Origin of the sequence: Thermoflexus sp., assembly GCF_025055495.1 — a bacterium.
Lineage (GTDB): Bacteria > Chloroflexota > Anaerolineae > Thermoflexales > Thermoflexaceae > Thermoflexus.
Genome location: NZ_JANWXB010000120.1, coordinates 1 through 15,595 on the forward strand (window position 1 = coordinate 1; position 15,595 = coordinate 15,595).

Consider the following 15,595-nt stretch of genomic DNA (forward strand, 5'->3'; position numbering starts at 1 on the left):
GAAGGCGGCGCCCCAGCCCCAAAACCCGCGGGAGAGCTCGGAAGTCGCACACGGCGTTCCATATCTCCAACTACCTTAGCGGATGAGGTGCCTCTGTGGCGCAGGCGTTGTTCATGGGAGGCCTTTCCTTCCTGCTGGCCGTCGTCTGGGGTCCGCCCCTGATTCGCTGGCTGCGGGCGAACGGGATCGGGAAGAAGATCCGGATTGAGGGACCACGGACCCATCTGGTGAAGATGGGGACGCCCACAATGGGCGGCCTGATGATTGTGGTGCCGGTTGTGATGCTAACACTGATCTTAAACATCGGGAACCTGATTGCCAACACGGAGGCGGGGCGAGCCTTCCTGAAACAGATGGGGTGGCCGGGGGATCAGCTGATCGGACGTTCGATCCTGGTGCCGGTGGCGGCCATGCTGGCCTTTGGGGCTCTGGGCGCCGTGGATGATTGGATGGGCACCCGGGGAGGCGGAGGGCTCCTGGCCCGTCATAAATTCCCGATCCAGATCGCCCTCGGGACCGCCCTGGCGCTGGTGTTGCATTTCGGGATGGACCTGCGCAGCGTGGCCATCCCGACAGTGCCGCAGAAGATCGACATCGGGCTCTTCTACCTTCCGATCGCGGTGTTCATCATCGTGGGCTCGGCCAACGCGGTGAACTTCACGGATGGCCTGGACGGCCTAGCCGGGATCATCACCGCGACGAGCTTCATGGCCTACGGCGTGATCGCCTATCTCCAGGGCCAGATCTATCTGGCCACGTTCTCCTTCATTGTGGTGGGGGCCTGCCTGGCTTTTCTGTGGTTCAACGCCCATCCCGCCCAGCTGATCATGGGAGACATCGGCTCCCAGGCCCTGGGGGCGACCCTGGGGGTGGTGGCCCTGATGACCGGCCAGTGGCTCCTGTTGCCGATTGTGGCGCTGATCCCGGTGGTGGAGACCCTCTCGGTGATTTTGCAGGTGGCCTACTTCAAATGGACCCGGGGGAAGCGGCTGTTCCGCATGAGCCCGATCCACCATCATTTCGAGTTGCTCGGGTGGTCCGAGACACAGGTGGTGCAGCGGTTCTGGTTGATCGCCATCTGGTCCTCCATGATCGGCGTGGCGCTGGCGTTGTTATAAAAACTACAGCAGCGAATCCGCTGCTGCGGGAACCATCACGTTGCGAGAGGGCGATGAGGGATCTCGTTGGTGCTCGTGTGGTGATCCTGGGGTTGGGCCGGCAGGGATCGGCGCTGGCCCGCTGGCTGGTGCGACAGGGCGCCGAGGTCACCGTCAGCGATCGACAGCCGGCCGATCGCCTTCAGGGCTTCCTGCACACCCTGGAAGGCCTGCCCATCCAGTATGTGCTCGGGCATCATCCCCTGTCGCTGCTGGAAGGTTGTGATCTCCTCTGCCTGAGCGGGGGCGTTCCTCTGGACACTCCGATTGTCCAGGAGGCGATCCGGCGAGGGATCCCCCTCGCCAACGACGCGCAGCTGTTCCTGGAGCGCTGCCGGGGATGGACAGCAGGGATCACGGGCTCCTCCGGGAAGACGACCACGACGGCGCTTGTGGGGGCGATGTGCCAGGCGGCGGGGTTCCGAACTTGGGTGGGCGGGAACATCGGCAACCCGCTGATCGAATTCGTCGAGGAGATCGGACCGGAGGATCGGGTGGTGCTGGAGCTCTCCAGTTTCCAGCTGGAGATCATGACGGTGAGCCCGCGGGTGGCGGCCGTGTTAAACATCACCCCGAACCATCTGGATCGTCATAAGACGATGGAAGCCTACATCGCTGCTAAACAACGGATCCTCGACTTCCAGGATGTCGAAGACATCGCGGTGCTGGGTTACGACGATCTGAACGCTCGATCCCTGGCGGCGGCGGTGCGGGGGCGGCTGCGGTTCTTCAGTCGGGAACGGGAGGTCGCCCGCGGAGCCTTCCTCCGGGGGGAGACCCTCTTCTTGCGCCTGGGAACGGATGCCTGGCCCATCTGTCCGGTGGGGGAGGTGCGCCTGCGGGGCCGGCACAATTTGTGGAACGTCCTTGCGGCGGCGGCCATCGCCGGCAGCCTGGGGGCGGATCTGGGGGCGATCCGCGAGGTGGCGACGACTTTCTCTGGCGTGCCCCATCGTCTGGAGCTGGTGCGGGAGGTGCGGGGGGTGCGCTATGTCAACGATTCCATCGCCACGACCCCGGAGCGGGTGCGGATGGCTCTCGAGGCTTTCGAGGAACCTCTGGTGTTGCTGGCGGGGGGACGGGATAAGCAGCTCCCATGGGATGAAGCCGCGCGGGATATCGCCCGGCGGGTCCGGGTGCTGATCTGCTTCGGCGAGATGGGGGATCGGATTGCGGAGGCTGTTCGGATCGCCCGGGCGGGCATCGGAGAGGCCACCCTGGAGCGGGTAGAGCGGGTGGGCACGCTGGAGGAAGCGGTGGCGCTGGCCGCCCGGCTGGCTCGCCCGGGAGAGGTGGTGTTGTTGTCTCCAGGAGGGACCAGTTACGATGCCTATCGGGATTTCGAGGAGCGCGGCGCCCATTTCCGTCAGCTGGTGGAGGCCCTGGGATGACCACGGTGCGAAAGCAGTGGTATGGGTCGTCGATTCCACGGGATGGGCCGTTGACGCTGCCCGGGCTCACCTCCCTGGAACTGGGCTTGTTGGTCCTGCTGGTCACCCTGGTGCTGGCGGGTTTGTTGCTGGTTTACAGCGCCACCTACTATCTGGCGCGACAGATTTTCGATGATCCGTTTTATTTCGTCCGACGCCAGGCTGGAGCCGCGCTGGCGGGAACGCTCGCCCTCCTGGGGGTGTGGCGGATGGACTATCGGCGTCTGCAGCGATTTTCGATCCCCCTGATGCTCCTGGGGGTGGCTTCTCTCATTGCCGTGCTCTTCGTGGGGGAAGAGCGGCTGGGCGCCCGACGGGCTTTCTCCGGTGGCTCCTTCCAGCCTTCGGAGTTCGTCAAGCCGATCATCATTCTGTATCTGGCAACGTGGTTGCCAACCAAGGGCGAACGCTTGCGGGAGTTCGGCCGCGGGTTCCTTCCATTCCTAATGGTGTTGAGCGTGGTGGTCATCCCGATCTTCCTGCAACCGGATCTGGGGACTGGGATGCTGATCGGGATGGTCGCCGCCTGGATGTTCGTGGCTTCCGGTGCTACTCCGATCCAGGTGCTCCTTGGATTGGCGCTGGGGGCAGGGGTGTTCGGAGTCCTAGTGCAAGTGCATCCCCATGCGATGGCGCGGTTGCTGGATTACCTGGAGGCCCTGAGAGGCCCAGAAGGCGCCCAGGGACATCTGAGCGCGGTCTGGCAGGCGATCCGCTCAGGGGGCCTCTTCGGGAGGGGGCCGGGGGCGATCCTCTACACCCTCAGCGGCCGGGTGCCGCTTCCCCATTCCGACAGCGCCTTCGCCGTAGTGGGAGAGGCCTTTGGGTTCGTCGGCGTGATGGGGCTGATCAGCCTGTTGAGCCTCTGGGTGTTCCTGGGGTTCCGTGTGGCTCGACAGGCGTGCGATGCCTTCGGCGGCCTGTTGGCGTTGGGAGTGACGCTGTGGATCGCATGGCAGGGATTGATCAATCTGGGTGGGCTGACGGGCGTGATCCCTTTCTCGGGAATCCCCTTCCCGTTTATCAGCTACGGCGGCTCCGCCCTGCTCAGCGAGTTGATCGGCGCAGGGATGTTGCTCAGCGTCGCCAGGAGGCGGGGGGATGAGGATCTGGATCGCCGCGGGCGGGACCGGCGGGCACATCTATCCGGCGCTGGCCGTCGCGGAGGCGCTCCGGGCCGTTGATCCGGACCTGGAGCTGATCTGGGTGGGCACGCGGGAAGGGATGGAGGCCCGTCTCATTCCCCCGCGCGGTTATCCGTTTCTTCCTGTGGAAGCGGGCGGTGTGTATGGGATGGGTTGGCGGCGGGGATGGAAGGGGCTCTGGCGGGTGGTTCGGGGGACCCTTCAGGCCTGGCGGGAGATGGGTCGGCGACGCCCTCAGGTGGTGTTCACCACCGGAGGATTTGTGTCGATCCCGGCGGCCCTCGCCGCGGCAGGATCTGGGGTTCCGATCCTGGTTTACCTGCCGGACATCGAACCGGGCCTTGCGGTCCGTATCCTGTCCCGTCTGGCCGCCTGGGTGGCGGTGACCGCGCCGGAAGCCGGGGAGGCCTTGCGAAGGCCGGCGGTGGTCACCGGGTATCCGGTGCGTCGCGCGCTGGTGGAGGCGGCTCGATCTCAGGAAGAGACCCGTCAGCGAGGGCTCGCCCGCTGGAGGTTCCATCCGGAGGTTCCGGTGGTGCTGGTGTTTGGGGGAAGTCGAGGGGCTCGCCGGCTGAACCAAGCGGTCGCTCGGCATCTGGAGACGCTGACAGCGGAGGCGCAGGTGCTCCATCTCACCGGACCGGCGGATCTGGAGGCCATGCAACGACGGCGAATGGAGCTCCCTCCCGAGGGCCGGGTCCGTTATCAACCGGTGGCGTATCTGGACGAAGAGATGGGGGAAGCGCTGGCGATGGCGGATCTGGCCGTGTGCCGGGCAGGGGCCTCCACCCTGGGGGAACTTCCTCTGTTCGGGCTGCCGGCGGTGCTGGTGCCTTATCCTTACGTGCGGCGCCATCAGGAACGCAACGCCGCCTATCTGGTCCGGCACGGAGGCGCCGTGATGATCCCGGACGAGGAGATCGAGGAGCGGCTGGGGGAAGTCGTGCGGGATCTCCTGCGCAACCCGGGCCGTCTGAGCCAAATGCGCCGCCGGATGGCGGCGCTGGCCCGGCCGGAGGCAGCGGATCGCCTGGCCGCCCTGGTGATGGAGCAAATGAAAGGTCTGGGCTCCGTTCAGGCCGTCCGGGTGGGGAGGGGGCAATGATTGCATTGCACATGGTCTTCTGGGCCTTTGTGCTTCTCTTCGCCTTGATTGGTGCATTGCGAGGGGTAGCCAAGGAGATCCTGGTCAGCGCCTCGATCGTGGGGGTCATGTTCTTCTTCAGCCTGCTGCAGCAATTCGCGCCAGCCGTTTGGGAGTCGTTCACCAGAGATCCAGCCACCGGGTTTTTTGCCGAGACGATTGCGATTGGCATAGCAGCGTTCTTTGGTTACGCGGGGCCTGCTCTGTCCGTGCAGTTAGCCGGTCGGGCGAAGCGGGAGAAGGGCGTGGAGATCATCGCGGGTTTCGCCGCTGGGGCCATTAACGGATGGTTGATCGCTGGCTCGATCCTGTTCTTCCTGCACCGCGCGGGATATCCCTTCCCGGAGGTCCTGCAACCTCCGGGCCCCAACAGCCCGATGATGGATCTGCTGTCCTGGATGCCTCCCGCGGTGCTGAAGCCACCACTTCTCTACTTTATGGTGGTTATCATGCTGTTCGCGCTGTTGGTATTTTATCTCTAACGGAGGTGGGTGCGGGCTGCCGAAGGCGGCCTGTGCCCATCTCCAACGCGCGGCCCTGCCGGCCGTGGAGAGGGGCGAATTCGCAATCCGATGGGGAAAACCGGAATGGTGCAGTTGCGGCCTAACCTGACGTTTCATCTGATCGGCATCGGCGGGGCCGGGCTCTCGGCCCTGGCGACGGTGCTGCATGAGGCCGGGTATGCAGTGAGCGGGTGCGATCGCTCTCCCTCACCCTTCGTGGACTCCCTTCGCGCCCTGGGCGTTCCGGTGCATCTGGGCCACGATCCCGCCCACGTTCAGTATGCGGGGGTGGTCGTGCGCTCTTCCGCCGTCCCGCCGGATCATCCGGAGGTCCGGGCGGCGGAGGAGCTGGGTCGACCGGTGGTGAAACGGGAGGCGGTGATCGGGGCGCTGATGGCCGACCGGATGGGGATCGCGGTGGCGGGGACGCATGGGAAGACCACGACCACGGCGATGCTGGCCTGGATCGCTATGGCCGCCGGCCGCGATCCGTCCTTCATCGTCGGCGGCCTGATCCGGGGCCTGAACCGCAACGCGCGGGCGGGGCGTGGGGATCTCTTCATCGTGGAGGCCGATGAATACGACCGGATGTTCCTGGGATTGCGGCCGCGGATTGCGGTGGTGACAACGATTGAACATGATCACCCGGATTGTTACCCGACGCCGGAGGCTTTCTTCGATGCGTTCGTGACGTTTGTGGAGCGAGTGCCATCCGATGGGATTCTGGTGGCATGTGATGCGGATCCCGGGGCCCGCCGTCTGGCAGACCGGGTAGAGGCCCATGGCCGAGCCGTGATGCGGTATGGCTGGGGGCCTCCCGCCCTGTGGTGGGCCCGGCCCATGGCGGTGGATCGCTTTGAGATCTATCGGGGGGATCAGCCCATCGGCGAGCTGACGCTCCAGGTCCCCGGGCATCATCACGGCTTGAACGCGTTGGCGGCGCTGGCGGTGGCGGAGGCGGTGGGGATCCCCCCGGCGAACGCCCTGGAAGCCCTGGGTCGATTCCCGGGCACAGCCCGGCGGTTTGAGGTGAAGGGCGAGGCGCAGGGGGTGCTGGTTATCGACGATTACGCCCATCACCCCGGAGAGATCCGGGCCACGCTCCGGGCCGCCCGCGCCCGGTATCCACGCCGTCCGATCTGGGCGGTGTTCCAGCCTCATACCTACAGCCGGACACGGGCGTTGTTGAAGGAATTCGCGCAGGCCTTCGAAGATGCCGACCATGTGATTCTCACCCCGATCTACGCGGCTCGCGAGACGGACACCCTCGGGGTGAGCAGCCAGGATATCGTCCAGCAGATGATCCATCCGGATGCCCGACATTTTCCGGATTTCGATACCGCGATCGCTTATCTGAAGGAACATATCCGACCTGGGGATGTCGTGTTGACCCTGGGCGCCGGGGATGGATACCGGATTGGAGAGCGGTTATTAGATCTCTTGGGCCAGTCGGGGGAAGGACGATGAAAGCGGCCTCCGAGGTCATCCCCGGCGAGGCCCTAACGGCGGCGCTGAGGCGATGGGGACTGGCGCTGGAGCGGGATATTCCCCTGGCCCGGTTCACCACATCCCGCATCGGTGGGCCGGCGGATGCCCTGGTGATCGTGGAGGACGTCCAGGCGCTGGTGGATGTCGTGCGGGGCGCATGGTCGGATGGGATCCCGGTTACCCTGCTGGGCGGGGGCTCGAACGTCCTGATCGCCGACCGGGGGGTGCGGGGGCTGGTCGTGCTGAACCGGGCGCGGGCGTTGCGCTTCGAAACCGATGGGCGGGTGTGGGCGGCTTCTGGCGTCTTGCTGCCGACCCTGGCCCGGCTGTGCGCCGAACGGGGGTGGTCCGGCCTGGAGTGGGCCATCGGGATTCCCGGCACGGTGGGCGGAGCTGTGGTGGGCAACGCGGGAGCCCACGGAGGAGATATCGCGGGTTGCCTGGAGTCGGTGGAATTGCTGTTGCCGGAAGGGAGCATTGCGACCTGGGGCGCGGAGCAGCTGGAGCTGAGCTATCGAACCAGCCGGTTGAAGACGTGGCCAACCGTGCCGCGGCCGGTGGTCCTCGCCGCCCGTTTCGCCCTTCGACCGGAGGATCCGGAGGCGATTCTGGAGCGGATGGCGGCCTTCAACGCTTACCGTCGACGCACCCAGCCGGGTGGGGCGAGCATCGGCTCGATGTTCCGGAACCCGCCCGGGGATTACGCTGGCCGTCTGATCGAAGCGGCGGGCCTCAAGGGGGCCCGCCGGGGAGCGATTGTGATTTCTACTCTGCATGCGAATTTCTTCATCAACGAGGGAGACGGCACGGCCGCCGACGTGCGGGCCCTGATGGTCGAGGTCCAGCGTTGTGTTCTGGAACGATTCGGCGTGCTCCTGGAGCCGGAGATCGAGTTCATCGGGGAGTGGGAGGATGAAACGACGGATCCGGGTGGGCGTGCTGTTCGGGGGAAAGTCCGGGGAGCATGAGGTGAGTCTCCTGTCGGCCCAATCGGTGATCCGGGCGCTGGACAAGACGAAATACGAGGTGATCCCCATCGGGATCACCAAAGAGGGCCGCTGGCTCACCCGGGGGGATCCGATGAAGGCCCTGACAGGCGGGGCAGTGACAATGGCCGATTTGCTGGGAACGCCGCCCGTTATAGAGCCGGAATCAACCGCTTATCTGGCTGTTCCCCCGCGTCGGGAGCTGATCCCGGGAGTCCAGGCGGATGGGATCCCAGAGGTGGATGTGATCTTCCCGGTGCTTCACGGACCTTTCGGGGAGGATGGGACGATCCAGGGATTACTGGAATTGGCGAATATTCCCTATGTCGGCGCGGGGGTGCTGGCCTCGGCCGTGGGAATGGATAAGGCGGTGATGAAGGATGTGTTCCGGGCCCATGGCCTCCCGGTTGCTCGTTACATCGTGGTCTTCCGACGGGAGTGGGAGCGGGATCCGGAAGACGTGATGGATCGAATTGAGCGCGAGATCGGGTTTCCGTGCTTCGTCAAGCCGGCCAACCTGGGTTCCAGCGTAGGCGTTTCCAAAGTGAAGCGACGGGAGGAACTCCCGATCGCTCTGCCGGAGGCGGCCCGTTACGGGCGCAAGATGCTGGTCGAACGGGCGGTCCCAGCGGCCCGGGAGATCGAGGTCAGTGTGCTGGGGAATGAGGACCCTATTGCCTCGGTGCCGGGCGAGGTGATCCCGGCGGGGGAATTTTACGACTATGCCGCGAAGTATCTGGACGATCGAACCCAACTGGTGATCCCGGCCCCGCTGGATGAGGCGCTGGCGGAGCGGATCCGATCCCTGGCCCTGGCGGCCTTTCGGGCGATCGATGCATGCGGGATGGCTCGGGTGGATTTCCTGCTCTCCCGGGAGACGGGGGAGCTGGTGGTCAATGAGATCAACACCATCCCAGGCTTCACAGCGGTCAGCATGTATCCGCGCCTGTGGGAGGCCAGCGGCCTGTCGTATCCGACGTTGCTGGATCGACTGATCGAACTGGCGCTGGAGCGGTATCAGGATCGCCAGCGGGATGCCATTGCTTACGAGGGGCTGACATGGCTTTCTTCCAGTCGCGCCGACGGCGCGCTGCGAGAAGACGACAGCGAACCTTCCACTCGGTGAGCCCGGTCGGGATGGCGGTAGCGGTCTGGGCCCTCCGCCCTGCGGGCTCCCGGCTGGCGGCCGGAGGGCTGTTGTTGCTCTGGGCCATCCTGGGCGGGATCCTGTTGCTTCATGATGTCTTCTACACCCGGCTGGATGTCGCGGGTGCCCGCATCCTCTCCCCGGAGGCGCTGGCGGCGGCCAGCGGGATCGATGGGTTGCATATCTTCTGGGTGAACCCGGAGGAAGCCGCCGCCGCGGTTCGTCATCGGTTCCCCGCTCTGAGGTCTGCAACCGTGCGCTGTCGATGGCCGGCGTTTTGCACCCTTTTCGTCGTGGAAGGAGAGGCTTCATGGGAGTGGGTGAGCGGAGACCTGCGACTGTTTCTGGATGAGAACGGCCAGGTGATGGAGGGGGATGCCGTAAACGCCCAGCGCCGTCTGGAGGTTTACGGCCTGCCGCCCCTCGCGCCGGGCCAGCGGGTGGATCCCTGGCTATGGGAGCGCATGCAGGATCTGAGCTGGGCATTCCCGGAGATCCCCACATTCCGCTATGAGGCGGGTCGCGGTTTCTCCTTCGTAGATCCTTACGGCTGGCCCGTGCTGCTGGGAGAATTTGGGTCAATGGCGACGCGTGCCGCAGCCTGGCGGGCGCTGCGCGATCTTCTCGCCGCGCATGGTCAGCGCCCCGCTTATCTCGATCTGCGGGTCCCTGAAGCGCCAACAGTTGGTTTTCAAAATTAGCGGTTTGCTTTCTCCTGAGGGTTTTGGAGGCGAAGCCGGTCGCCGAAGACAACCGCTCTTTAGCCCTCCCCATGCGCTTTCGGGCCGTGGGGAGGGAGGGATTCGAGGGAGGTAAGATCATCCACCAGCCAGGCGCATTGGTCCTATTCCTGAAGGGCGTGAGAGGGTGTAGCTTATGACGCTGGTCGCGATGGATATCGGAACCAGCAAGATCTGCACGCTGGTGGGCGAGGCCGATGAAGCCGGGATGCTTCGCATCCTGGGCGTGGGGGTTGTTCCAGCCCGGGGGATCCGAAGGGGGGTGGTGGTGAATATCGCCGAGGCCACCGAGGCCATTGCCGCTTCCGTGGAGAAAGCGGAGCGCACGAGCGGCTACCAGATCCGCCGGGCCATCGTGGGCATCGCTGGGCCTTACGTAGCCTCGGTGAACAGCAAGGGCACCGCCTCCGTGATGCGGGGGGATCGAGGGATCAGCCCGGCGGATGTGCAGCGGGCGGTGGAGAACGCCCGGACCATCGCCATCCCCCATTCTCACGAGATCCTCCACGTGCTCCCACGCTCCTTCATCGTAGATGGGCAGGAAGGGATTCGGGATCCCATGGGGATGTATGGCTTCCGGCTGGAAGCGGAGGTCCACATCGTGACGGCTCAGGTGGGCCCGCTGGCTAACCTGCGGCGGTGCATTGAGGCGGCTCAGATCGCGGTGGAAGAGTTCGTCCTCTCCCCCTTGGCTTCGGCCGAGGCCGTGATCACGGAGGGGGAACGGGAGATGGGGGTTGCCCTGGTGGATATCGGGGCGGGGACGACGGATCTGGCAGTCTTTGTGGAGGGAAACATCGCGCACACAGCGGTGATCCCGGTGGGAGGGCAGCATATCACCAACGATCTGGCCTACGGCCTGCACGTCCCGGCGACGGTGGCGGAGGAGCTCAAGATCAAATACGGCCATGCGTCGGTCCAGGCCGTCGCGCCGGAAGAACAGATCACCGTTCAGGGTTTTGGGGAGAACGGCGTGCTGACTTTCTCCCGTCGAGAGATGGCCGAGATCATCGAGGCGCGGGTCCAGGAGATCTTTCAGTTAGTCCTGAAAGATCTGAGAGCCTCGGGCTACGAACGGTTGCTCCCAGCAGGGCTGGTTCTCTGTGGGGGCACCGCCATGCTATCCGGGATCCGAGAGGTGGCCCGCGAGGTCACCGGGATGCCGGTCCGGGTGGGCATGCCCTGGGATCTGGGAGGCTTAGCGGAGACGCTTCGTTCGCCGATGTTTGCGGCGGCGGTGGGCTTGCTCCGCTGGGGCCTGCGGATGGATATGAGCCCGAGTTATTCTCCATCCGGGGATTCATGGCTGGGCCGTCTCTGGAGGACCTTGCGGGGGATCTTCCGGGAAATGTTGCCGGGGTAGAGCGTGCCCTCCCATCGTCTGGAGACACACCCTTCTCGGGGGATTTTATGGGGCTATTGCTTTGTCCAGTTATCAACTGGGGATTTGAGGGACCGAAGCGAGTCCGGAAGGCGATGGCCCCTCCCCCCTTTCTCCCCCCTCCCCAAGGCCCAGAGGGCCGTGGGGAGGGGGGAGAAAACCTCTTTCGGGGGCGGTGCAGGGGGCCAAAGGCCCCCCGCACCGCCCCCGAAAACCCCCAAATGAAAAATGGACAACGCACTAGCCTCCTGACTCACCATCGTCGGGTCGAGAGACGCGCATCGTTTCGGAGGATGGGCTTCCCAGTTCATTCAATAGGTGCTTCAGAAGACATGCCTTTCGAGAGAGCCGCGAGGCTCCCGACCGGCTCATCCTGCTCGCCAGGAGCTCTAACATCGGGAATTCCGCCTGAGGCTATCCCTTCTACGCCCAGGCTGATCTGGAACTCAGCAGGAGGAGGTGGACGATGGATGCGATGACGACCGGACAGACCCCGGCCAAAATCCGTGTGATGGGTGTGGGTGGCGGGGGCAGCAACGCGGTGAACCGTATGATCGAAGAGGGGCTCCGGGGGGTCGAGTTCATCGCTGTAAACACCGATGTGCAGGCCCTCTCCTTGGCCAAGGCCGATCGCCGGATTCACATCGGGGAGAAGATCACGCGCGGGCTGGGCGCGGGAGGGAACCCGGAGATCGGCTATAAGGCCGCAGAGGAGTCGGCGGATCTGATCTACGAGGCGCTCCGCGGTTCGGACATGGTGTTCATCACGGCGGGCATGGGGGGCGGAACGGGGACGGGCGCCAGTCCGGTGATCGCCCGGATCGCCCGGGAGGTGGGGGCCCTGACCATCGGGGTAGTCACCCGCCCCTTCTCTTTCGAGGGGCCACGGCGAGCCAAGGCGGCCGAAGAGGGGATCGCCCGTCTCAAGGAGAATGTGGATACCCTCATCGTGATCCCTAACGATCGCCTGCTGGAGATCACCGATAAAAAGGTTACCCTGGTGCAGGCCTTCCGGATGGCCGATGAGGTGCTCCGCCAGGGTATTCAGGGGATCAGTGAACTGATCACGGTCCCTGGCCTGATCAACCTGGATTTCGCTGATGTGCGCGCCATTATGGCCGAGGGCGGCGCGGCCCTGATGGCCATCGGGGAGGCTTCCGGGGAGAACCGGGCGGTGGAGGCGGCTCAGCAAGCCATCTCCAGCCGGCTTTTAGAGGTCACCATCGACGGGGCGCGAGGGATCCTGTTCAACGTCACGGGCGGGCCTGATCTCACGCTCCATGAGGTCCATCAGGCAGCGGAGATCATCCGTCAGGCAGCTCATCCGGAGGCCAATATCATCTTCGGCGCGGTCATCGATGAGGCGATGCGGGATCGAGTGCGGATTACCGTGATCGCGACCGGATTCGAGCGCCCCCCAATTCCCGGTCGCCGTCCCGCTCCAGCGGCTGCGCCCGCCCGGTCCGAATCCGGCGCTCATCGCCCTGAGGAGGCTCGGCGCTCAGCCCCCTCCGAGCGCAGCTTTAACGAGGGCGATCTGGATATCCCGGCCTTCCTACGGCGGCGAGGATGAGGGCCACGGTTCTCCTCAAGCCCTTCCAAGATCTCTGAAGCTTGTTTCGTCGCCATTCTGAGGCTTGAGGAAACGGGGCGGATAGTTTCGCCGCTCGCCCCCCATCTTGGTGTTCTGTGCGGTTTTCCCAGAGGGGGCTGACACGCCTCAGTGCCCCAGCTCGGACGCTGAGACGGCGCGAGGTTGCCAGACCAACCGGACCTTTCGAAACCGGCTCAGGCGCTCATGGGCGGCTTCCTGGAGAGGCCGTAGATGAGGGGCGCGAACCCGGAAGGTGCCCCGAAGCTGGGCGATGATCAACTGGCTATCTCCCCGAACCTCCAGGGCGAAAGCGGAGGGATCTTTCCCGGCTTTCCGGATCCGATCGATCAGATCATCCAGGGCGGCGATCAGCGTTCGATATTCCGCTTCGTTATTGGTCATTTTTTCTTCAAAATTTAACCTGCATCGATCCTCTCGCCCATCCCGGGTTCGGATGATGTAGGACCCATAACCGGGGCCTGGATTGCCCCGGCTTCCTCCGTCGAAGATGATTACATAATCGAAGGTTGTGGGTTGTGTCATTGCGGAGCCTCTCCAGGAAAGGATGGGGGATAGGCACGGGTCGTCCCTGCCTATCCCCTTTCGTTGTGGGATTAGGAATCACGCCGTTGGGAGCCTGCTGAGCGAGGTGAGATGACCCCATCCTCCGGATCCCCCAATTCAAGATAGACAGCACCTGAAAGAACGATCCGTCACAAGTAAACACTGCTTTCAAGGCAACTGCTGCTTGGATCCCTCGCCGGTGTAAAAAGCTCTATCCCCCTCATTCTCTTCCCTCCCAGCTCTCAGACTTTGGGGGGAGAGGATGAAGGGGAGAGAGATGGCCTTTTAGGTTGCCTTCCTACTCCCCCAGGAAGATCGTGGGTTGTGTTATTTTAAGCAATCCGCCGCGATCGGGATTATGATGAATAGCGCAGCAGGTTTCTCGCTCACTTTGCGTGCAGAAATAGGCGGGAGGACTTCGATTCGCAACGAAAGGTTAAATAAAACTTTATACCTTCAGGAGCATCTATGGCGCGTCGCGAACGACCTGAAATGGCCGTCTTTATTGATTTTGAGAACATTGCCACCGCGGCGGAAAGCCGTTATTACACGCTGGATCTGAATCGCCTGTTTGCAGAGCTCGGGCGAAGGGGGCGGCTGGTCCTGAAGCGCGCCTATGGGGACTGGTCCCGTTTCACCAAATATCGAGATGAGCTGCTCCGGCACGGGGTGGATCTGGTTCAGATTTATTCCTACGGCCACAAGCTCGCCCGCAACCGCGCCGATGTCCGCATGGCCATCGATGCGATCGAGACGCTGTTCACCCGGCCGGAGGTCCAGATGTTTGCGATCATCTCGGGGGACAGCGATTTCTCCAGCCTGATCACCCGCCTTCGGGAGCATGGCAAGCTCGTGATCGGCGTGGGCGTGCAAGGGGCGACCAGCGATCTGATTCCCGCATTGTGCGATGAATTCATCTATTATGACACGCTGATCGCGCCAGAAGCGGAAGCCGTGCCCCCGCCATCTCCATCTGCTCCTGAGCCTTCGCTTCCTGCCCTGGCCCCGGAGATCGTGGGGACCGTTGAGCGTTACCGCCGCTATCTCCAGGATTGGGGGTTTGTGCTGTTGGAGCCCACGATCCGGCGGATGGGGTTGACCCGCCTCTTCGAGGCCCTGCGGGCTGGGATCGCCGAGCTCACCCTGGCCCGATGGCTGGACCGGACGAACTGGGAGGGCCTGGAGATCGAAGCTGGCGGCCGCCAGGAGCTCGGATGGTTGTTGCTTCTGGGCCCGGCCCTGTCCTTCGGCCCTCTTCCACCCTCGTTCTTCACCCCGATTCAGGGAGTGCGGGTTGCGGGCCTGAAGCGGTTCATCGAAGCGGCGGAGAGCGGGCTGATCCGATTCCTGGGCATGGCGAACTGGCCGCTGGAGCCCGAAGCGCTGGCTTTCCTTCTTGGGCTTCCCGTGATGGAAGTAGAAGCGATACTTCGCGGGATGGCACGAGAGGGCTTGGTGGCAGCGGAAAACGGGACCTTCCGCTGGATCCCCCACGAAGATCCGTTGCGGGCTCCGGTGTTCGAGAACCTGCGGGCGGATCTGGCCGGGGTGACCTATCCCTCGGGGATCATGCCTTCGCTGGGGGATGCACGGGCGCTGTTCGAGGAGGGGATGAGCTATCGGCGGGATCGGAACTTCCCGATGGCGCTGGAGCGCTTCCGGTTGGCTCTGCGGATGACCCTGGATCTGTGGGAGACGCGCACTCCTGGAGTCGGACCCTATGAGATCCGCTGGCGGGCGGCCAGCTACTGCTCGGTGCGAGCAGGGGAGCTCTTCAATAATCGCCGGGACTTCGCAGGCTCCCTTCCATACTACTATGCCTTCCTCGCTCTGATGATCCCAGGGGATCCGGTCTGGGAGAAGCTCCGGGGCCTGGTGGATTTCATGCTCCATTACGCGCTATCGGCTTTCTTTGATAATCAGGTTCCGGTGACCTCCGGGCCTTTCGCCCGGCGCCTGCTGGAGCTGTTCCATGATCCGGAGCCCACTCGGGCGGAGCGCATCCGGGGATGGATAGCTCAGGTGGCCCGGTTGAACCCGGCCATCCTTGGATGGCTGCTGGAGCAGCTGACCGGAGTGGAGGCCGGGGAGGAGCAGAAGGAGGCGCTGGAAATCTTTCTGCGCGGACAGATGCGGGGGACCCTTTTGGTTTCTGTGGGATAGGATTTGCTCAGGCCGCCTTTGTCAGAGGAGCTCATCGGTATCTTCCTCAGTAGCGCTTACTTATGGTGGATCGCGCATTCGATTTGCAGGGATGAGTAGGGGTTATGCCCGCTTCCCCGGAGAAGGCGCTTCCACTGGATTTGCCGCCCGAAG

At 64.1% G+C, this 15,595-nt stretch carries 13 protein-coding genes; 12 read left to right on the forward strand and 1 reads right to left on the reverse strand.

Annotated elements, in window-relative coordinates:
• The first annotated feature begins 95 nt into the window (after window positions 1-95).
• The 11 genes from mraY (at window position 96) to ftsZ (ending at window position 12,694) form a co-directional block, all read left to right on the forward strand.
• Window positions 96-1,118, forward strand: a complete 1,023-nt coding sequence (gene mraY, locus NZM16_RS03955) for a phospho-N-acetylmuramoyl-pentapeptide-transferase (RefSeq protein WP_295447668.1) — start codon at window positions 96-98, stop codon at window positions 1,116-1,118.
• Window positions 1,119-1,171: 53 nt separating this feature from the next.
• A complete protein-coding gene (gene murD / locus NZM16_RS03960) occupies window positions 1,172-2,548 on the forward strand; it encodes a UDP-N-acetylmuramoyl-L-alanine--D-glutamate ligase (RefSeq protein WP_295447671.1) in 1,377 nt (458 codons plus the stop codon).
• Window positions 2,545-3,771 carry an FtsW/RodA/SpoVE family cell cycle protein gene (locus tag NZM16_RS03965; protein WP_295447674.1) on the forward strand — a complete coding sequence of 409 codons (1,227 nt, stop codon included), beginning with the start codon at window positions 2,545-2,547 and terminating at the stop codon, window positions 3,769-3,771. The genes murD and NZM16_RS03965 overlap by 4 nt, the downstream gene beginning before the upstream one ends.
• Window positions 3,689-4,837: an undecaprenyldiphospho-muramoylpentapeptide beta-N-acetylglucosaminyltransferase gene (murG, locus tag NZM16_RS03970; RefSeq protein ID WP_295478709.1), complete on the forward strand. Its 1,149-nt coding sequence runs from the start codon at window positions 3,689-3,691 to the stop codon at window positions 4,835-4,837. Before NZM16_RS03965 ends, murG begins: the two co-directional genes overlap by 83 nt.
• Window positions 4,834-5,358, forward strand: coding sequence for a CvpA family protein (locus NZM16_RS03975; protein WP_295447680.1), 525 nt, complete (start codon window positions 4,834-4,836; stop codon window positions 5,356-5,358). The genes murG and NZM16_RS03975 overlap by 4 nt, the downstream gene beginning before the upstream one ends.
• A gap of 105 nt (window positions 5,359-5,463) precedes the next feature.
• Window positions 5,464-6,846 carry a UDP-N-acetylmuramate--L-alanine ligase gene (murC, locus tag NZM16_RS03980; protein WP_295478712.1) on the forward strand — a complete coding sequence of 461 codons (1,383 nt, stop codon included), beginning with the start codon at window positions 5,464-5,466 and terminating at the stop codon, window positions 6,844-6,846.
• On the forward strand, window positions 6,843-7,835 hold the full coding sequence (gene murB / locus NZM16_RS03985; RefSeq protein ID WP_295478715.1) for a UDP-N-acetylmuramate dehydrogenase: 993 nt from the start codon (window positions 6,843-6,845) through the stop codon (window positions 7,833-7,835). Before murC ends, murB begins: the two co-directional genes overlap by 4 nt.
• Window positions 7,780-8,979 carry a D-alanine--D-alanine ligase family protein gene (locus tag NZM16_RS03990; protein WP_295447690.1) on the forward strand — a complete coding sequence of 400 codons (1,200 nt, stop codon included), beginning with the start codon at window positions 7,780-7,782 and terminating at the stop codon, window positions 8,977-8,979. Before murB ends, NZM16_RS03990 begins: the two co-directional genes overlap by 56 nt.
• A gap of 11 nt (window positions 8,980-8,990) precedes the next feature.
• Complete coding sequence (locus NZM16_RS03995; protein WP_295478718.1) at window positions 8,991-9,701, forward strand: FtsQ-type POTRA domain-containing protein; 711 nt, start codon at window positions 8,991-8,993, stop codon at window positions 9,699-9,701.
• A 175-nt stretch (window positions 9,702-9,876) separates the two neighbouring features.
• The gene (gene ftsA / locus NZM16_RS04000) at window positions 9,877-11,103 is read left to right on the forward strand and encodes a cell division protein FtsA (RefSeq protein WP_295447696.1); all 1,227 of its coding nucleotides are present in this window, start codon (window positions 9,877-9,879) and stop codon (window positions 11,101-11,103) included.
• Between the two features lie 484 nt (window positions 11,104-11,587).
• Window positions 11,588-12,694 carry a cell division protein FtsZ gene (gene ftsZ / locus NZM16_RS04005; protein ID WP_295447699.1) on the forward strand — a complete coding sequence of 369 codons (1,107 nt, stop codon included), beginning with the start codon at window positions 11,588-11,590 and terminating at the stop codon, window positions 12,692-12,694.
• 147 nt (window positions 12,695-12,841) lie between these two features.
• Here the strand turns inward: ftsZ and NZM16_RS04010 are convergent, their stop codons facing one another.
• Window positions 12,842-13,258: a ribonuclease HI family protein gene (locus tag NZM16_RS04010; RefSeq protein WP_295447701.1), complete on the reverse strand. Its 417-nt coding sequence runs from the start codon at window positions 13,256-13,258 to the stop codon at window positions 12,842-12,844.
• Between the two features lie 489 nt (window positions 13,259-13,747).
• Between NZM16_RS04010 and NZM16_RS04015 the strand changes: the two genes are divergently transcribed.
• Window positions 13,748-15,442, forward strand: coding sequence for an NYN domain-containing protein (locus NZM16_RS04015; RefSeq protein WP_295478721.1), 1,695 nt, complete (start codon window positions 13,748-13,750; stop codon window positions 15,440-15,442).
• The last annotated feature ends 153 nt before the right edge of the window (window positions 15,443-15,595 follow it).